This window comes from Streptomyces diastatochromogenes (genome assembly GCF_002242805.1).
GTDB classification, from domain to species: Bacteria; Actinomycetota; Actinomycetes; order Streptomycetales; family Streptomycetaceae; genus Streptomyces; species Streptomyces diastatochromogenes.
Genome location: NZ_MCGQ01000016.1, coordinates 230,677 through 248,518, shown reverse-complemented (window position 1 = coordinate 248,518; position 17,842 = coordinate 230,677). Strand labels below are relative to the sequence as shown.

The 17,842-nt window shown below is 70.0% G+C and carries 15 protein-coding genes; 8 read left to right on the top strand and 7 right to left on the bottom strand.

Features of this window, described 5'->3' with window-relative positions; genetic code table 11:
- Positions 1-61 precede the first annotated feature (61 nt).
- From BEK98_RS20585 to BEK98_RS20570, 4 genes are all read left to right on the top strand, one after another.
- The gene (locus tag BEK98_RS20585) at positions 62-1,183 is read left to right on the top strand and encodes a CbiQ family ECF transporter T component (protein WP_208643167.1); all 1,122 of its coding nucleotides are present in this window, start codon (positions 62-64) and stop codon (positions 1,181-1,183) included.
- Positions 1,180-3,060 (top strand): ABC transporter ATP-binding protein, encoded by a 1,881-nt coding sequence (locus BEK98_RS20580; protein WP_094218058.1) that lies wholly within the window; start codon positions 1,180-1,182, stop codon positions 3,058-3,060. The genes BEK98_RS20585 and BEK98_RS20580 overlap by 4 nt, the downstream gene beginning before the upstream one ends.
- Positions 3,057-3,887, top strand: coding sequence for an ECF transporter S component (locus BEK98_RS20575; protein WP_094218057.1), 831 nt, complete (start codon positions 3,057-3,059; stop codon positions 3,885-3,887). Before BEK98_RS20580 ends, BEK98_RS20575 begins: the two co-directional genes overlap by 4 nt.
- Before the next feature lie 340 nt (positions 3,888-4,227).
- Positions 4,228-4,641: an aggregation-promoting factor C-terminal-like domain-containing protein gene (locus BEK98_RS20570; protein WP_094218056.1), complete on the top strand. Its 414-nt coding sequence runs from the start codon at positions 4,228-4,230 to the stop codon at positions 4,639-4,641.
- Here BEK98_RS20570 and BEK98_RS20565 read toward each other — a convergent pair.
- A complete protein-coding gene (locus BEK98_RS20565; RefSeq protein ID WP_094218055.1) occupies positions 4,638-5,876 on the bottom strand; it encodes an alpha/beta hydrolase family protein in 1,239 nt (412 codons plus the stop codon). The genes BEK98_RS20570 and BEK98_RS20565 overlap by 4 nt on opposite strands.
- Positions 5,877-5,979: 103 nt before the next feature.
- Between BEK98_RS20565 and BEK98_RS20560 the strand changes: the two genes are divergently transcribed.
- Both BEK98_RS20560 and BEK98_RS20555 read left to right on the top strand, forming a co-directional pair.
- A complete protein-coding gene (locus tag BEK98_RS20560) occupies positions 5,980-6,666 on the top strand; it encodes a YoaK family protein (protein WP_094218054.1) in 687 nt (228 codons plus the stop codon).
- A gap of 59 nt (positions 6,667-6,725) precedes the next feature.
- Entirely contained in the window at positions 6,726-7,985 is a 1,260-nt protein-coding gene (locus BEK98_RS20555) for a hypothetical protein (protein ID WP_143684140.1), read from the top strand.
- A gap of 29 nt (positions 7,986-8,014) precedes the next feature.
- Here the strand turns inward: BEK98_RS20555 and BEK98_RS20550 are convergent, their stop codons facing one another.
- From BEK98_RS20550 to BEK98_RS20540, 4 genes are all read right to left on the bottom strand, one after another.
- The gene (locus BEK98_RS20550) at positions 8,015-8,242 is read right to left on the bottom strand and encodes a hypothetical protein (RefSeq protein ID WP_143684139.1); all 228 of its coding nucleotides are present in this window, start codon (positions 8,240-8,242) and stop codon (positions 8,015-8,017) included.
- A gap of 102 nt (positions 8,243-8,344) precedes the next feature.
- Positions 8,345-8,470 carry a hypothetical protein gene (locus BEK98_RS50890; RefSeq protein ID WP_279635471.1) on the bottom strand — a complete coding sequence of 42 codons (126 nt, stop codon included), beginning with the start codon at positions 8,468-8,470 and terminating at the stop codon, positions 8,345-8,347.
- Between the two features lie 406 nt (positions 8,471-8,876).
- Positions 8,877-13,376: a caspase, EACC1-associated type gene (locus tag BEK98_RS20545; RefSeq protein ID WP_094218051.1), complete on the bottom strand. Its 4,500-nt coding sequence runs from the start codon at positions 13,374-13,376 to the stop codon at positions 8,877-8,879.
- A gap of 345 nt (positions 13,377-13,721) precedes the next feature.
- On the bottom strand, positions 13,722-14,957 hold the full coding sequence (locus BEK98_RS20540) for a cytochrome P450 (RefSeq protein WP_094218050.1): 1,236 nt from the start codon (positions 14,955-14,957) through the stop codon (positions 13,722-13,724).
- 230 nt (positions 14,958-15,187) lie between these two features.
- Between BEK98_RS20540 and BEK98_RS20535 the strand changes: the two genes are divergently transcribed.
- On the top strand, positions 15,188-16,357 hold the full coding sequence (locus tag BEK98_RS20535; protein ID WP_094218049.1) for a steroid 3-ketoacyl-CoA thiolase: 1,170 nt from the start codon (positions 15,188-15,190) through the stop codon (positions 16,355-16,357).
- Here BEK98_RS20535 and BEK98_RS20530 read toward each other — a convergent pair.
- Both BEK98_RS20530 and BEK98_RS20525 read right to left on the bottom strand, forming a co-directional pair.
- Complete coding sequence (locus tag BEK98_RS20530) at positions 16,341-16,523, bottom strand: DUF397 domain-containing protein (protein ID WP_094218048.1); 183 nt, start codon at positions 16,521-16,523, stop codon at positions 16,341-16,343. The genes BEK98_RS20535 and BEK98_RS20530 overlap by 17 nt on opposite strands.
- On the bottom strand, positions 16,504-17,331 hold the full coding sequence (locus tag BEK98_RS20525) for a helix-turn-helix domain-containing protein (RefSeq protein ID WP_094218047.1): 828 nt from the start codon (positions 17,329-17,331) through the stop codon (positions 16,504-16,506). The genes BEK98_RS20530 and BEK98_RS20525 overlap by 20 nt, the downstream gene beginning before the upstream one ends.
- A 51-nt stretch (positions 17,332-17,382) precedes the next feature.
- Here BEK98_RS20525 and BEK98_RS20520 point away from each other — a divergent pair, with 51 nt between their 5' ends.
- Complete coding sequence (locus BEK98_RS20520) at positions 17,383-17,796, top strand: ATP-binding protein (RefSeq protein WP_094218046.1); 414 nt, start codon at positions 17,383-17,385, stop codon at positions 17,794-17,796.
- Positions 17,797-17,842 lie beyond the last annotated feature (46 nt).

Here is a 17,842-nt window from a genome sequence, read left to right as displayed (position 1 = left end):
CGCCACCGTCGGCACCAAGGTCGCCGCAGCTACGGGCAGTCGTGCCGCTGGGGCGGCACGGGTGGGCTCGGCGGTACCCCGCCAGCGCGGGCAAGCGGAGCCCGGCCCCGGCCCGCAGCAGCGCCGTGCGCACCTGCACCCCGGTGCCTGGTGGCTCTGGTCGCTCGGGCTCGGTACCGCGGCCACCCGTACCACCAACCCCCTCCTCCTCGCCCTCCTCATAGCCGCAGCGGGCTACGTAGTGGCCACCCACCGCTCCGCAGCCCCCTGGGCCCGTTCCTACACCGCCTTCGCCAGACTCGCCGCCGCCGTCCTCCTCATCCGCCTCGCCTTCACGGTCGTCCTCGGCTCCCCCATCCCCGGCACGCACGTCCTGCTCACCCTCCCCGAAGTCCCCCTCCCGCACTGGGCGCAGGGCATCCGCCTCGGCGGCGAAGTCACCGCGGAGGCCCTCCTCTTCTCCGGCTACAACGGCCTGCAGCTCGCCGCCCTCCTCATCTGCGTCGGCGCCGCCAACGCCTTGGCCAGCCCGGCCCGCCTGCTCAAGTCCCTGCCCGGCGCCCTGTACGAGGTCGGCGTGGCCGTGGTCGTCGCGCTCACCTTCGCGCCGCACCTGATCGCCGACGTCCAGCGGCTGCGCGCCGCGCGCCGGCTGCGCGGCCGCCCGGACCGGGGGATACGGGGCCTGCTCCAGGTCGGACTGCCGGTCCTGGAGGGCGCGTTGGAGCGTTCGGTCGCCCTCGCCGCCGCGATGGACGCCCGCGGCTACGGCCGTACCGCCGCCGTCCCCGCCCGGGTGCGCCGTACGACGACCGCGCTCACCCTCGGCGGCCTGCTCGGCGTGTGTGCGGGAACGTACGGGCTGCTCACCGCGGAGGGCGGTACGTACGGGCTGCCGGTACTGGGGGCCGGGGTCGTCGCCGCGCTCGCGGGACTGCGTCTGGGCGGCCGCCGTACCCCGCGCACCCGGTACCGCCCGGAGCCGTGGGGTGTGCACGCGTGGCTGGTCGCGGGCTCGGGTGCCGCGGTCGCCGCGCTGCTCGCGCTCGCCTCCGTACGCGATCCGCAGGCGCTGCACCCCGGAGTCGTACCGCTGGTGGCCCCCACTCTCCCGCTGTGGCCCGCTGCCGCGGTCCTGCTCGCCACGCTGCCCGCCTTCATCGTCCCCAAGGAGCCGTCGTGATTCGCTTCGAGGAGGTCAGCGTCACGTACGAGGGCGCGGCCGAACCGACCGTCCGGGGCGTGGACTTCGAGGTGCCCGAGGGTGAACTCGTGCTGCTCGTCGGCCCGTCCGGGGTCGGCAAGTCGACGGTGCTGGGCGCGGTCAGCGGACTGGTCCCGCACTTCACCGGCGGCACCCTGCGCGGCCGTGTCACGGTGGCCGGCCGGGACACCCGGACCCACCGGCCGCGCGAACTCGCGGACGTGGTCGGCACGGTGGGGCAGGATCCGCTCGCGCACTTCGTGACGGACACGGTGGAGGACGAACTCGCTTACGGCATGGAGTCGTTGGGACTCGCGCCCGAGGTGATGCGGCGCCGGGTGGAGGAGACGCTGGACCTGCTGGGCCTGGCCGACCTGCGCGACCGCCCGATCGCCACGCTCTCCGGCGGGCAGCAGCAGCGGGTCGCGATCGGCTCGGTCCTCACCCCGCACCCGCAGGTGCTGGTCCTCGACGAGCCGACCTCGGCGCTCGACCCGGCGGCCGCGGAGGAGGTGCTGGCGGTCCTGCAGCGCCTGGTCCACGACCTGGGTACGACGGTCCTGCTGGCCGAGCACCGCCTGGAACGCGTGGTCCAGTACGCCGACCGGGTCGTCCTGCTGCCCTCCCCCGGCGCCGCCCCCCTGCACGGCGACCCGGCCGAGCTGATGTCCGTCTCCCCGGTGTACCCACCGGTGGTGGACCTGGGCCGCCTGGCGGGCTGGTCCCCGCTGCCACTGACGGTCCGAGACGCCCGCCGCCGCGCCGCTGATCTGCGAGAACGCCTGGCTGCTCGCGTAGCTGCGGGCAGTCGCGCCGACGCAGCTGCGGGCAGTCGTGCCGACGCAGCCGAGGGCAGTCGCGCCGCCGTAGCCGGGGGCAGTCGCGCCGCCGCAGCTGCGGGCAGTCGTGCCGCTGGGGCGGCACGGGTGGGCGCAGCGGCACCCCGCCAGCGCGGGCAAGCGACCCCACCCCCGGCCGAGACCAGCACCGCCCCCGCCCTCCGACGCCTCTTCCGTCGCCGCCCCACGCCCACCCCGGAACTTTCGCGCCAGCACATCGCCGAAATCCGCTCCCTAGCCGTCCGCCGGGACCGCATCACCGCCCTCCGCCACATCGACCTGACCGTGGCCCCCGGTGAAACGGTCGCGCTCATGGGCCGCAACGGCGCCGGAAAGTCCACACTCCTCGGCTCCCTCGTCGGACTGGTGGAACCCACCGCCGGCACCGTCCACGTCGGCGGAGCCGTACCGCATCGGACCCCGCCCCGGGATCTCGTGCGCCGAGTCGGTCTCGTTCCGCAGGAGCCGCGGGACCTGTTGTACGCGGACACGGTGGCCGCCGAGTGCACGGCCGCCGACCGGGACGCGGATGCCGCGCCCGGCACCTGCCGGGCCCTGGTGTCCGAGCTGCTGCCGGACATCACGGACGACACCCATCCCCGCGACCTCTCCGAGGGCCAGCGCCTGGCGCTCGCCCTGGCGGTCGTACTGGCGGCCCGCCCTCCCCTTCTGCTGCTCGACGAGCCGACCCGGGGCTTGGACTACGCGGCCAAGGCCCGCCTGGTCACCGTGTTGCGCGCGCTGGCCGCCGAGGGGCACGCGATCGTGCTGGCGACGCACGACGTGGAGCTGGCGGCGGAGATCGCGCACCGGGTGGTGCTGCTCGCCGACGGCGAGGTGATCGCCGACGGCCCGACGGCGGAGATCGTGGTCTCGTCCCCCTCTTACGCCCCGCAGGTCACCAAGATCCTGGCCCCGCAGCCCTGGCTGACCGTGACCGAGGTCCGGGATGCCCTGGCATCACCACCCACCACCGCGCAGGCCCGGAAGGCCCACGCCCGGGAGGCCCAGGCATGACCACCACCCCCCAGGCCCAGGCCCGCGCCATCCGGCTGGGCCCCCGCTCCCTGGCCGCCCTGATCCTGGTCAGCGCGGTCGGTGTGGTCGGCTTCTGCTGGCCCTTCCTCGCCCCGCCCACCTCGCAGATCGGCGCGCACGCCGAGGACGCGCCCTGGCTGTTCGCGGGCCTGCTGATCCTGCTGGTCGCGGTCGTGGCGGCGACGATCTCCGAGTCCGGTCTCGGTCCGAAGGCCGTCGCCATGCTGGGCGTACTGGCCGCGACCGGTGCGGCGCTGCGCCCGATCGGCGCGGGCACGGCCGGGATCGAGCCCATGTTCTTCCTGATGGTGCTGAGCGGGCGGGTGCTCGGCCCCGGCTTCGGCTTCGTGCTCGGCTCGGTGACGATGTTCGCGTCCGCGCTGCTCACGGGCGGGGTCGGCCCGTGGATGCCGTTCCAGATGCTGGCGATGGGCTGGTTCACGATGGGCGCCGGACTCCTCCCGGGCCAGGTCGGGCTGCGCGGCCGGGGCGAACGGCTGCTGCTGGCGGCCTACGGCTTCTTCGCGGCCTTCGCCTACGGCACGGTCATGAACCTGGCCGGCTGGCCCTTCATGGGCGCCCTGACCTCGAACATCGCCTTCGACCCGGCCGGGACGGTCCCCGCCAACCTGGCCCGGTTCGCCGCCTACTGCCTGGCCACCTCCATGGGCTGGGACCTGGGCCGGGCGGTCTGCACGGTCGTTCTCACCCTCGTCCTCGGCCCGGCGCTGCTGCGCGCGCTGCGCCGGGCCACCCGGCGGGCCGCTTTCGAGACCGCGGTCACATTCGACGCTCCCGCTGCGTGAGGGGCCGTATCCGGGCTGTCAGCTCCCCGGTGAAGCACCCCACATGACGCAGGTCACCTACGATCCGGGGTCGTTGTTCGTTATGTCCGATTCGTCCTCTCGTGCACCCCTTCTGACCTGCACGTTGAGACGCACGCCACACGAACGACCTTTCCCGCCGATCCGGCCACAACTAGTAAAAGGGGTCATTGCGGACACGCCTCAAGCCTGTTTCTGTTGAGGACGTCGCCAGGCGCCACGAGCCCGAACGGGTCGCGGCGCCGACGTATGGCCCGGCCACCACAGAGCGGGTGGCTACGACATACGGGCGATCTCCTGTCCCCGACGTAAGAGGTTCTCCGTGTCCGTCTCCTTCATCCGCCGCATCGCTTCCCCGAAGAAGGCCCTCACCGCCGCCGCCGTGGCCGCCGCCACCGCTGGTCTGGCCCTGACCGCGGCGCCCGCCCAGGCCGCCACCACCCAGGCCTCCTCCGCCCAGGCGATCGCGCACAAGATGATCCCGGACGCCGCGCAGTTCAACGCCTTCAGCAAGATCGTCGAGCACGAGAGCGGCTGGAACCCCGCCGCCACCAACAGCTCCTCCGGCGCCTACGGCCTGGTCCAGGCCCTGCCGGGCTCGAAGATGTCCGCCGCCGGTTCCGACTGGAAGACGAACCCGGCCACCCAGATCAAGTGGGGTCTGGACTACATGAACTCCCGCTACGGCAGCCCGGTCCAGGCCTGGAGCTTCTGGCAGGCCAACGGCTGGTACTAAGCCGTTCCGCCGCCGAACCACCGAGCGATCTTCGGCAGGGCGGTGACGTACGACCCCACGTGGTCGACGTCCCCCTGATTCAGTACCCGCACCCTCGCCCCCTGACGGGCGAGGGTGCGCGCGCATGTCCGGGCGTTGCCGATCGGCACGTCCGTGTCCTTCTCCCCCGCGTACAGCCGCACCGGCACGTCCGGCTTCCAGTCGCAGGTGTGGTCGTTGGTGCGCAGCGCCTCCAGGAACCCGCCCGTGGGGTGGGTGAGCTGCCGGTAGAAGTCGTCCGTCAGCAGCTCCTTCACGTTCGGCGCGAGCTGCCGGACGATGTCCTCCTCCTCGTGCCGCCCGTCGAAGAGCCCCTCGACCCGGTCCGCGTAGGGCGCCCGGAAGACCTGGGCGGGGTTGTCGTAGATGTGGTGCAGCCGGTTCTGGGCGGTGAGGAAGTACGAGATGTACAGCACACCGCTGGTGTCGTTGACCCGCCCGTCCGTGAGCGCGGGCACTTCGGTCCCCGCCAGGTCGTACGGCCCCGCCACGGGTGCCAGCGCCTTCAGCCGGAATCCGGGCGCGTCCCCGTGCTGCACCGCCCGCCCCAACGCCATCGCGACCTGCCCGCCCTGCGAGAAGCCGGTCGCGTACAGATCCCCGTTCACCGTGCGCCCGAGCCGCCCCGCCGCCGTCCGGGCCGCGCGCAGCATGTCGACGGAGGCGGTGACGGCGGACCGCGTGTCCATGTACGGATGACGGCCCGGCCCCTTGCCCAGCCCCAGATAGTCGGGCGCGGCGACGGCGTGCCCGGCCGAGGCGAAGAGATACGACTGAGCCCGCGCGTCCTCCGACACGGAGGGCGCGTAGTCGCGGTCGGCCATGGTCCCGTGCGTGTCGGAGACGAGGTCGAGGGTGCGACCGCCGCCCTCGGGAAGGGTGAGCAGACCGGTTGCGGTGGTGGGCCGCCCGTACGGGTCGACGGTGCGGTACGTCACCCGGTACGCCCGGACGCCGTACCGCAGCGAGTCGGTCCCGACGTGCAGTTCCTCCAGACCGCGGGCGACCTCCGCCCGACTGTGCCGGGCGACCGGCACGACGGACACCACCTCTCCCCGGTGATCGCCGCGCGGCCCGGCGACGGCGGCCGGAGCGGCAGCCAGGCCGGCGAGCAGTGCCGCAGCCGCGACCGCACCCCCCTTCCGGATACGCCGACTGAGCTGCTTTTCTCCCGCTTTACGCGTGTCCTCTGTCATGTCCCGAACGCTACGGACGCACGCTTCGCCGGGACATCCGAGAGTCCCCCGCGCCCATGGTGGACCTGCCACCACCCCGCCTGTCCGGCTGACCGGAGGAAGCATGACGACGCCGTCACCACCCGTGGCCGACCCGGAGGAACGGGGGGTGCGGCTCGTGGTCGTACTCCTGGTGCTGACCGTGGTCAGCGGCCTGATCGACGCGGTCAGCTATCTGGGCCTGGGCCGGGTCTTCACGGCCAACATGACCGGCAACGTGGTGGTGCTCGGCTTCGCGGCGGCCGGCGCACCCGGCTTCTCCGTCCCGCACACCGCGACCTCGCTGGCCTGCTTCCTGCTGGGCGCGGTGGCCGGCGGCCGGGTGGCGGCCCGGTACGGCAAGGGCTCGCGCCGCAGGTGGGCCCGGCTGACCCTGGCTGCGGAGACACTCCTGGTCGGCGCGTCGGCGGCGGTGGCCTTCGCCTGGCCTGACACCCCCGGCACCCGCTACGCCCTCATCGCCCTCACCGCGTTCGCGATGGGCCTGCGCAACGCGACCGTCCGCAAACTGGGCATCCCCGACCTGACGACCACGGTCCTCACGATGACCCTGACCGGCCTGGCCTCCGAATCCCGCTTCGGCGACGCCACGGGCCACCGCTCCCCACGCCGCACGGCCTCGGTGCTCGCGATGCTCGCGGGCGCCGCTCTCGGCGCCTGGCTGGTCCTGCGCCACGGCCTGGGCATCCCGCTGCTGATCTCGGCGGTGCTGTCGGGGGTGCTGGCGGTGGTGGCTTCGGGGCGGGAATAGCTCGACTGTTCGGACTAATAACCCGGGCGCACCGAGCTGCAGGGCATGAGCATGGCCCCATGGGACTCAGACCTCCCGCGAATCTCCGCGGAAAGATATCCGGCGCCCTCATGATCGCCGGCCTCGTCGCGGCTTCAGCCGTGCTCATCTGTCTGGGACGGCAGGACATCATTCATGCGCTGTCCTACGCCGGCCGGCTTGCCGGGGGCCTTTTGGTCGCCGCGGGACTGGTGGCCCTCGCCGCGGCCGTCTGCGCCGTCATGGACAGGCTCCTCGGACGCGGAACGAAATACACGACGGCGATCACTCTCTTCGGAGCACTGGCCGTACTGGGTGTCGGCCTGCTCCTTCTGACGGTTCAGATCGGGGAGTACACGCTCTGGCTCTGGCTCTGGCTGGGCCTCATAGTGTGGGCGTGCTGGGCACTCTGGGATCTCCTTCATCGCCGGCAGGCATGGCGGGAGATAACTTTTCGACGCAACTTCGCGGCCGTTGTCTCCTTCACTGCGCTTATCACCGCCGCCAACTTCGTCTACTCGCAGATCTACGAACCCTATTCGTCTCCCATGACGGTCACTACCTCCGTGAAGATCGGAAGTATTCGAAAAGACGAGGCCACCACGTATGTGCCGGTGACGTTCCAGATGGAGAACACCGGCAAGGTCGCCGCATACGTGGTCGGGATGGGCTACTCGCTCACCGGGCTCGACTGGAAGTCGACTTACCAGAAACCCAGAGACCTGAAGCAGTGGGAGAAGGACATAGACACCGACGCATTGACCGATCTGCATGCGTACGCCGACAAGCCGCACCCTTACACCGTCAGCATCGGATTGCTCGAGAAGCTCGGCGATTTCGAGTTGAATCCAGGCGAAAAGTACACACAAGAGAAAACCATCGAATTGCCCACCCAGACGTTCCGGGCTGTCCAGGTCCAAAGCGAGGCTTATTTGCTGAGGAAGGACAGAATGATCTACAGCGCCACCCCGACCACCTATTACTCATGGTCCGGCAAGAGAGAGAAAATTCCCAAGTGGGTCACGGATTACGCGGGAGCGGACGCCGATTCCGACTACGTCAGGTACCAGGTGCCCGTCCGTTACAGCAATCAGATCCTGAACTTCACGAGAAGGCCCAGGCGCATCACCCTGTGGTGGTTGCTGGGTAAGGAGAACAGCACCCCCATCACCACACTGGTCGCCTCTCTGGATACTCCGGGGGGAGAGCAGACGGAACCGACCTATTCCGAAGGGGAGCAGGAACGGGAGAAGTATGGATTCACGTATCTGAACAGCGGATCCACGGAGGCGATCCTGTAGCCGACCGCCTCCGGGAGGCTGTGCCGACTTCACCGATTCCGCTGCGCGGCGCTGAGCCGCTCGACCTGTTTCCGGATCACGTCGGCCGGGAAAGTGGCGCGCTTGCCGAGGTCCTGTGCGTTGAAGGTGACGATGACGGACCCCACCCGCACCACGGTGTACTGGTACTCGTTGAGCCGGCGGTCCTCCTGCGCGGGGATGGCGATCCGGTAACTCACGGCTTCGTCCCCCAGGCGGGGTGCCTTCTCGGGCGTCAACTGCGCCTTGTACGGGCCGACCCAGCCGGTGCCGGTGTAGGATCGGCAGGCCTTCAGACCACCCTGAAGTCGCCCGAAGGCCGTGACGGCCTTGCCGCCCTCTTAGGACGCGAGGGTCGAACCCCCCGGCCAGATGCTGTTCTTCCAGTTGAAGATCTGCGAGATCCGGGCGAACGCCCCCTTCGCGTCACGGGCGTCGAGCACGGCCTGGCACGCCGGATCCGACACCGGAGGGAACGTCCTGCCCCCACCGCCCTTTTCTGCGTGGCTCGGCTTCAACGGAACCTCACCGCCCTGCACCTGAGGCACTTCCCCGTCGCGGAAGGAGAGGGCCTTGAGCTGCCGAACGCTCAGCGGCGCTTCATTCGCAGCTTGAGACGCCCGCGCTCGGGCCGTCTCGGTCGCGCTCGGCCGTCCGCGCCCGTCCCCGCACCCCGCGACCAGAACAGCCGCAATCGTGACGAGCACCCCGTGTCTCGCCGCCCGATTCCCCACGTGCACACGCCCCCTGTGACCGGGATCGCCGCCCCAGGGCGATCCATCGGGCCCAGACTCTAGCGTTGTTACCGAACGGGAGTTTGAACTTGGGTACTTGTCCGCGCAGAGTGGGGCGGTGCCGTACGTCGAGGCCACGTCACTGGCATGGCGGTTGGTAGGGACGGTCCGGCAGGTACTTCTTCCAGTCCTGCTCGGAGATGGGGTCGCCGACCGAGTTGCAGAGGTCGGCGATGACGTGCTGGGGATCGGCATCCCACAGGTCGATGCCCGCGAAGGCGCGGACGACGGCGAGGGTCTTGCCGTCGGGAGTGAATGCCAGGGAGTAGAAGGCCGATGCTTCCGGCATGTAGAACTGCCGAGTGGGTGAATCCGGATCGCTCACGTCCCAGACCTCGGGGCGGCGGTTGTAGTCCCCGCTGGGCGCGATCAGCGCTAGGCGGGTCCCGTCGGGGCTGAAGGCCAGCGGGCCGTCGAGCTTGCCGATGGACACCTTGACGGGGGTACCGACGAGGCGGTCACGGCGGACGTCCCACAGCCGGAGCGTTCCGGTGTCGTCGTAGAGCGCGAAGAGCTTCCCGTCCGGCCGGTACGCGAAATTGGCGTAGTCGGTGCCGGTGGGCAGGCGCACCGACCACGACGCGGACGGGTGCGCGGGATCGGTGACGTCCCACCTGCGCACCAGCGGGCCCGCGGGCGGGCGAGCCGCCTTCCTGTCGCGTTCGGCGGCCTCGTTCATGACCAGCGATCTGCCGTCCGGGGAGAAGCCGAGTCCGTACCCGGTCGTCTCGATCGTGGAGAGGTACCGCGGATGCCGGGGGTCGGCGATGTCGTAGAGCCGGACGACCTGGGGCTTGGGGTTGCTGGCCACGACGCCGTTGTAGTCGGAGACGGCAAGGAGGGGCTTGGTCGGGCTGAAGGCCATTGCACCCACACCGTTGTTCACCTCGATCATGCCCAGCTTCCGCTTCGGGCTGGCGGTGCTGCGCAAAAAGAGATTGGCGTACGTCACCTTGCCCTGCTTGTAGACCTCGGTGTCGGCGAGGAGCTTGCCGTCCGGGCTGAGGGCGATGTCCTGGCCCGTGAACATGTCGGGAGCGTGCGTCGTGGCCAGCGCGTTGGACCGCAGATGCCGGAGATTGAGATCTCGCAGCCAGTTCGTGCCCACGCCCTGGTAGGCGAGGAGCAGCTTTTTCCCGGACATCGCGAGGGACAGCTGGCCTGCGGTGCCGGGGGCCGGCGGTATGAAGCCCACCGCGCCGGGCTGGGCGCCGTTGGAGAGGTCCCAGACCTGGACGCCGCGATCGGTGGCCTTGAGCAGCCGTTCGGCGTTGCCGGGGACGAACAGGGCCACACCGCCGTCCAGGGCCGGGGCGTCTTCGGAGTTCAAGGAGGCGCCCGGCAGGACGGCGTCGGTTCCGTAGGTGTAGATCCAGACCTTCCAGCCGCCGCCGCAACTGGCGACGATCCGTTTGGTCTTCGAGGCGAACGCCATCGAGGTCACACTGTCGGAGCATCTGCTGGAGCCGCTCGACACGCCCTTGTCCGCCGACACGACCTGCCGGGGAGCCTTCGGGTCGTCGAGCGTCCACAGGGCCAGGTCGCCACTTTCCGCGAGGACGTCCTTTTTCTTCTTCGGTTCCGCGGCCGGTGCCGCCAGCATCCCGCCCGTACTGTCGAAGGCGACCCGGTGCAGGGGCCGTACGCGTTGGAAGGAGTACGACGTGTACGGCGCCGCGCGCACCGTGGCCACCGGCGTGGTGCCGTTCACCCGCCACAGCCGTACCCGCCCGTCGACGCTCGCGCTCGCGAGCAGCCCGCGTTTGGGGGAGACGGCCAGGGAGTCGACCTGCTTGCTGTGGCCCCGCAGCGCGGACAGGGCGTGCGGGGCCGCCGGATCGCCGGTGTCCCAGCGGAGGATCGCGCCCTTCGACGTACCGGCGAACAGGGTCTTCTCGTCCGTGCCGAAGACCAGCGAGGTGACGGTGTCCGGCGTCGTGGGCGCGGCCAGCTCGCGTGGGTGCTCGGGGCGGGAGATGTCCCACAGCCGTACGGTCGTCGAGGTGGACGCGTCGTTGGCGTAGGTGGCCGCGGCGAGCACCGTGCCGTCGGCGGCCACCGCGATCGGGCCGGACAGGACGCCGCCGATCCGTCCGTCGACCTTTGGGGTCTTCTGGGTGCGCAGCACGATCGAGTCGCCGGTGGAGATGGCGAGCACCCGGCCGTCCGCGCTGTAGGAGAGGTCGTAGGCCGGATCGTCGCCGTTGATCACGCCGGGGGTGCGCTGGCTGTTGAGGAGGGCGCTGCGGCCGGCTTTGTGGTCGATCCGGTAGGAGAGCAGGCTGAGTTGCTTGGCCAGGCCGGGGTGGAGCTCGCGCTGGCCCTCGGCCTCGGCGGCCAGATACCGGGCGAGGTCGCGCTGTTGGGCCAGGTCGGCCCGCCGCCAGTAGATCCCGGCGCCGACCAGACCGGTCGTCGCCAGCAGGGCCAGGACGACGAAGAAGATGAACGCGGCACGGCGTCGGCGGCCTTCGCGTGTGTGCTGGCGCCAGGAGCTTTCCATGAACTCGGCGGACACCGGGCCGAGTGGTGGGGCGCCCGGGGCGGCGGTGCGCTCCCGCATCGCGGCCAGCCGGTTCCCTCGGTACAGCAGGGAGGGGTCCCGTTCGGAGTGCTCCCAGGACTCCGCGTCGGAGGCGAGCTGCTGGCGGGCGCGCAGCACGTCACGGTCCTCGTCGATCCACTGCTCCAGCTGGGGCCAGGCGCGCAGCAGCGCCTCGTGGCTGATGCGGACGGTGTCGAGGTCGAGCGTGAGCAGCCGGGCGTCGGCGAACCGTTCGATCGCGTCCCGGGCGACCGTCTCGTCGGGCACTCCGTGCAGGAGTACGGGCCATTCGACGGGCTGTGCGGTGTCGGCGGCGTCCTCGCTCACCCGGGCCAGCCGGGGCAGCATGAGACGCACGGCCTCCTGGCCGGCCGCGTTCAATCGGCCGTAGACGTTCTCCGCGGTGGTCGCGACGGCCTTCGTGATACCGCCGGTGGCGAGGTAACCGGAGACGGTCAGGCGTAGGCCCTCGCGCTCCTTCCACGTCTCCTGCAGCACGTGGGACAGGAGGGGCAGCGCCTCTGCGGGGGACCGTCCGCCGGTCGCCCTGCCCAGCTCCTTCAGGATGAGGGGGGCGAGCTCGTCATCGAGTTCCAACTGAGCGGTGGCCGCCGGTTCCTCGATCGAGGCGCGGAGTTCGCCGGCGTCCATCGGATCGACCAGCAGCTGACTCTCGCTCAGGACGGCCCGCAGTTCGGGGTGGGCGACCGCCTGAGCGTAGAAGTCCGCCCGCAGGGCGAAGACCACCAGGGCCCGCGGCTCGTGGCCTTCTCCGGGCCGGGCCAGTGCGGTCACCGCCCTCAGGAACGCCGTCTGTTCCTCCGGGTCCGTACAGAGGGTGAACAGCTCCTCCAGCTGATCGACGACCATGACCAGCCGTTGCCCCGGGTGGTCCAGCAACGGGTCCACGAGTTCGGCCGCGTCGCCGTTCGCCAGCAGCGACTCCGCGGCGTCGGACGACTCGGGCGCGAGGGCGTCGGCCAGATTCCGGAGCGGGTTCCTGCCGGGGGTCAGACGCCGGCTGGGCCAGCCGGTCGACCCGGGCAGGCCGGGCAGTCCACCCGTGCGCAGTCCGGCCAGCAGACCGGCATTGAGCAGGGAGGTCTTTCCGGAGCCGGACGCCCCGACGAGAATCAGGGGGCCGGGTCCGCCGAAGGCCGCCGCCGTCGCCTTCACCAGGCGCTCGGTCATCGTTGTCCGCCCGGCGAAGACATCGGCCCGGTCCACCGTGAAGGGGGTGAGCCCTGGGTAGGGGCAGACGCTGTCAGCGGGCGGCTGCCGTTCCGGTGTGGAGGCGCGGGTCCGAAAAGCCGGGTTCGGCGCGATGACGAGGTTGCCGGAGAGATCTCCGCTCACCCGCCGGGGTACGGGTTGCTGTCTCTCCCGCAGCCTCCGGTCCAAGGCGTAGTAGGCCGCGTCCAGGGTCAGCGACTGCTGCCCCTCGGCGTCGCCGTGCTCCAGCAGCTCCAGGAACGCTCCGGTGAACGTGGTGTGTTCGGCATCCTCGGGAGCGCGGGCCAGTAGCTCCGCCGACCCGAGGAGATACATTCCGTTCCCGGGTGCCGCGTTGAAAGCGGTGACCAATGAGGTGCCACCGAGCGACGCGCGCCCGGAGAAACAGCAGTCGAGCACGACGACTTTGGACGCCGCCCGGCTCGCCAGCACCGCCTCCCGCAAGGCGGCGAAGGAGTACGCCTGGTGCTCGGCCATGCCGGGAGTGAGCTCCGCGGTGTTGCCGGCGGCCAGATAGAGATCCCCGCCCGGGGTAAGCAGACCGTGCCCGATGAAGTAGACCAGCAGAACGGTGTCGGCCCGCCTCGTCGCCTCGGCCACGGCGAGGGCCATGCTCTGGGCGTCAGCTGGGTCTAGCACCGCCGTCACATGGTCCGGGTGCACCCCGCAACGCTGGACCAGAGCCGTCCGCAGATCTCTGAAGCTGTCGGCGACCGAGGGTACCGAGGGCAGTCCGCCGTCCTGATGCGTCGCGGTGGCGATCAGTAGAACCCGTACGCCCGCGCCGTCCAGATCGGTCATCGGTCCTCACGGCGCTCGAGCGGGACGATCTCCAAGTCTGTCAACCAGGCGTGCAGTGAACGAAGTTGGTCAGCCGCCTTTGGGCCGTCGGTGTTCAGCGTCACTTCTCACAAGCCCCCGTCGCCGCCGCGTGTAACCCGCTGCCTTCACGGCTGCAATGAGATTAGCGGCTGCTGTTGGGCCTGACTAGGACCCCTGTTCTCCACGGGACAAACGTGACCCCACCCCGCGGCGGGTCCGGTCATCGACCTCGGGGGAGGCAGGAACCGGGCATAGGGACGGGGTGTTCCTGCCTCCCTCGGGGTGGGCCGGCGGTGCTGGGAGCCGTCGGCCCCGATCGGTGGGTCAGGCCGTGGTGACCTGGAGTTCCTTGACGCCGTTGATCCAGGCCGAGCGCAGCCGGCGGGGGTCGCCGACCAGGCGGAGGTCCGGCATCGCGTCGGCTATCGCGGTGAAGATGAGGTCGATCTCCAGGACCGCCAGGGACTTGCCGAGGCAGAAGTGGGGACCGCCACCGCCGAAGCCGAGGTGGGGGTTGGGATCGCGGGTGATGTCGAAGGCGTCGGGGTCGGTGAAGACCTCGGGGTCGTGGTTGGCGGAGGCGTAGAAGAGGCCCACCCGGTCGCCCTTCTTGACCTGGACTCCGCCGAGTTCCGTGTCCTGGGTGGCCGTGCGCTGGAAGGAGTTGACCGGGGTCGCCCAGCGGACGATCTCCTCGGCCGTCGTCGCCGGGCGCTCGCGCTTGAAGAGGTCCCACTGGTCGGGGTGGGTGAGGAAGGCGTGCATGCCGTGCGTGATGGCGTTGCGGGTCGTCTCGTTGCCCGCCACCGCCAACATCAGCACGAAGAAGCCGAACTCGTCGGAGTTCAGGTTGCCTTCGTCCTCCGCGGCCACCAGCGTCGTCACGATGTCGTGGGCCGGGCACTGCTTGCGCTCGGCGGCCATGTTCATCGCGTAGGCGAGGATCTCGGTGGCCGACTCCGCGCCGACCTCCTCGGTGATCGCGTACTCGGGGTCGTCGTAGGCGATCATCTTGTTGGACCAGTCGAAGATCTTGGACCGGTCCTCCTGCGGTACGCCGATCAGCTCGGCGATGGCCTGCAGGGGCAGTTCGCAGGCGACCTCGGTGACGAAGTCGAAGGGACCCGAGCGCGCTCGGGCGGCCGCGACGATCGCCCCGGCGCGGGCCCGCAGCCGCTCCTCCAGGGCGCGTATGGAGCGTGGCGTGAAGCCGCGTTGCACGATCTGACGCACCCGGGTGTGCTCGGGTGGGTCCATGTTCAGGAGGATCAGCCGCTGCGCGTCGATCGCGTCGCGTTCGATGTGCTCGTTGAAGCGGATGATCGCGGTGTTGAGGGTCGAGGAGAAGAGTTCCGGGTGCGTGGAGACGTACTTGACGTCCGCGTGCCGGGTCACGGCCCAGTAGCCGTCGTCGGCGAAGCCCGCCAGGCCGTGCGGCTGCGGGATCCAGCGGACCGGCTCGGTACGGCGCAGCTCGGCGAACTCCGGGAGCGGAACGCGGTGGTGCAACAGGTCGGGGTCGGTGAAGTCGAACCCGTCGGGCAGCGCGGGGCAGTGCATGGGCGACTCCCAGCCATCTGACGGTCCATCAGCGAGTGCCGTGAACGTAGTAACGGGTTCTAAAACTGGCAAGAGGTACGGCACCCCCAATCCGTGCGGAGTTCGTGCAGATCACGCCTTCGGCACCTGCAAGACCCTTGCGGTGATGGACATCACGTCAGCAGACTGCACAGGGAACTAGAACGCGTACTAGTTCTGGAGGAGAGCCCTCTCGGAGAGGACCCGCACCCATGGCCGCCGAACCCGTGATCGTCGAAGCCGTACGCACCCCCATCGGCAAGCGCGGCGGCGCGCTCGCCAATCTGCACCCCGCCTACCTCCTGGGCGAGACCTACCGTGAACTCCTCGGCCGCACCGGCATCCCCGCCGACGCGGTGGAACAGATCGTCGGCGGCACGGTCACCCACGCCGGCGAGCAGTCCATGAACCCTGCGCGCACGGCCTGGCTGACCATGGGGCTGCCGTACGAGACCGCGGCGACGACCGTCGACTGCCAGTGCGGCTCCTCGCAGCAGGCCTCGCACATGGTGGCCAACATGGTCGCGGCGGGCGTCATCGACGTGGGGATCAGCTGCGGCGTCGAGGCCATGTCACGCGTACCGCTGGGCTCGGGCTCCAAGCACGGCCCCGGCAAGCCCTTCCCCGACGAGTGGAACGTCGACCTGCCCAACCAGTTCGAGGCGGCCGAGCGGATCGCCCGGCACCGGGGGCTGACGCGGGAGAACGTGGACGCGCTGGGGCTGTTGTCCCAGGAGCGGGCGGCGCACGCCTGGGCCGAGGAGCGCTTCAAGCGGGAGACCTTCGCCGTGCAGGTCCCGACCACCGAGGAGGAACAGCACGCCGGGCAGGGCATGTGGCGCCTCGTCGACAAGGACGAGGGGCTGCGCGACACGTCGATGGAGGCGCTGGGCGGACTGAAGCCGGTGATGCCGACGGCGGTGCACACGGCGGGCAACTCGTCCCAGATTTCCGATGGAGCCGCGGCCATCATGTGGGCCTCGAAGCGGATGGCTCGCGCCCTGAAGCTGAAGCCTCGGGCACGGATCGTGGCTCAGGCGCTGGTGGGTGCCGACCCGCACTTCCACCTCGACGGGCCGATCGACGCCACGAAGGCGGTGCTCGGCAAGGCCGGGATGTCCCTCAAGGACATCGACCTGGTCGAGATCAACGAGGCTTTCGCGTCCGTGGTGTTGAGCTGGGCTCAGGTCTTCGAGCAGGACCTGGAGAAGGTCAACGTGAATGGCGGTGCGATCGCACTGGGGCATCCGGTCGGGGCGACGGGGGCTCGCCTGATCACCACCGCCCTGCACGAACTGGAGCGCGCGGACAAGGAGTTCGCGCTGGTGACGATGTGTGCGGGCGGTGGGCTGGCGACCGGGACGATCATTCAGCGGTTGTAGTCCAACCGAGGAAGGCGTTGAACGCCTCGGGCTGGAAGCCGAGCCGTGGGCCCGTGGGGTTCTTGGAGTCGCGTACGGCTACGGTGGCGCCAGGGAATTCGGCGACCTCGATGCACTGGCCACCCTGGTCGCCGCTGTAGCTGGACTTACGCCAGTTGCTCTCCATAGCGGTCCTCCATCACGCGCCGGATCAACTCCGCCGAGTCCTTGATCGAGAGCGCGGCGGCTCGAAGATGATCGTAACGGAGCGAGCAGTCGTTGACGGTGTCCGGGTTCGCGGTCGGATGCCCGCTGCCGTAGCCCTCGGTATAGACGATGGTCGGATCGCTCGCGAAGCGATAGAGGTCGAACGAGCCTTGCATACCTGCGTGCGCTCCCGCGGAGAACGGCAGGATCTGGATGTTGATTCGGGGGTTGTCCTCGAAGGTCAACAGATGGGCGAGTTGCTTGCGCATGATCTCCGGGCCGCCGATCTCCTGGCACAGCACGGCCTCACCGAGGACTGCCCAGAAGACGGGCGGCCCCTCCTTCTCGAAGACGCGCTGACGGGCCAACCGTACGGCGGTGCGGTCTTCGAGGTTGCTCTGGTCCAGCGCGCCGAGCACTGAACGCGCGTACGCCTCCGTCTGGAGGAGACCAAGCACCAAGTGCTCTTGGAACGAGCAGATTTGAACCGCCCGCACCTCCAGCTCCGCCACCTGCTGAAACCACGCCGGAAGTTGACTTCGCATCACCAGTGGATGGAGCCGTGACAGTAACCCGCCCGTCCCCAGCGCCGCATCCGCACGCTCGCTGAAATCCAGGGTTGGCAGCTTTCGAGCCGTCTCGACCTGGCCGACCAACGACCCCGTGAAGTTGATGATGTCCCCGAGTTGCCGCTGCGTCAGCCCCGCCGCCTCCCGGCACCGGCGCAACTCAAAACCGTAGTAGTCGAGCGGCGAGGCGCCCGGGTCGAGGATGTTGATGTTCACCATGCCAAGTCCCCTCTCGGACCCGTTGTGTTCATCCCGTAGCCCAGAGTAGTGATGCGAGGTCAGCCTCGTACTGTGAACCTCCACTTTCCCCAGTACCGCATGAACCTCACCGTCGGCGAGCACTCGGTCCGCCACATCCGCCGCATCGTCCGGTCGCTGCTCGAAGACTGGGGGTTGGCCCACCTGACCGACACCCTCGAACTGGCCGTGAGCGAGCTGGTCACCAACGTCGTACGCCACGTCCCCGACCGCCGCTGCTCCCTTGTCGTGCTGCGGCAGGCGGCGGGGGTGCGGGTGGAGGTGGCGGACGGGTGGTTCCAACTGCCGTGCGTTCCCGACCGGTCGTCGCCGGAGGCGGATGGTGGACGTGGGCTGCTGCTGCTCGATGCCCTGGTCGGGAAGTGGGGGGTGGAGCCCGCGCCCGGGGGCGGCAAGACGGTGTGGTTCGAGTGCGTGGTGGCCTGACCGGTTGGCGTCCGCCGCGTATTCCCGCAATCCGGGGACGGAGAGT

Bases quoted from the DNA above. Each gene is read 5' to 3' on its own strand.
- BEK98_RS20575 (WP_094218057.1), top strand. From the start codon at position 3,057: ATGACCACCACCCCCCAGGCCCAGGCCCGCGCCATCCGGCTGGGCCCC.
- BEK98_RS20565 (WP_094218055.1), bottom strand. From the start codon at position 5,876: ATGACAGAGGACACGCGTAAAGCGGGAGAAAAGCAGCTCAGTCGGCGT.
- BEK98_RS20560 (WP_094218054.1), top strand. From the start codon at position 5,980: ATGACGACGCCGTCACCACCCGTGGCCGACCCGGAGGAACGGGGGGTG.
- BEK98_RS20555 (WP_143684140.1), top strand. From the start codon at position 6,726: ATGGGACTCAGACCTCCCGCGAATCTCCGCGGAAAGATATCCGGCGCC.
- BEK98_RS20545 (WP_094218051.1), bottom strand. From the start codon at position 13,376: ATGACCGATCTGGACGGCGCGGGCGTACGGGTTCTACTGATCGCCACC.
- BEK98_RS20540 (WP_094218050.1), bottom strand. From the start codon at position 14,957: ATGCACTGCCCCGCGCTGCCCGACGGGTTCGACTTCACCGACCCCGAC.
- BEK98_RS20535 (WP_094218049.1), top strand. From the start codon at position 15,188: ATGGCCGCCGAACCCGTGATCGTCGAAGCCGTACGCACCCCCATCGGC.
- BEK98_RS20530 (WP_094218048.1), bottom strand. From the start codon at position 16,523: ATGGAGAGCAACTGGCGTAAGTCCAGCTACAGCGGCGACCAGGGTGGC.
- BEK98_RS20525 (WP_094218047.1), bottom strand. From the start codon at position 17,331: ATGGTGAACATCAACATCCTCGACCCGGGCGCCTCGCCGCTCGACTAC.
- BEK98_RS20520 (WP_094218046.1), top strand. From the start codon at position 17,383: ATGCGAGGTCAGCCTCGTACTGTGAACCTCCACTTTCCCCAGTACCGC.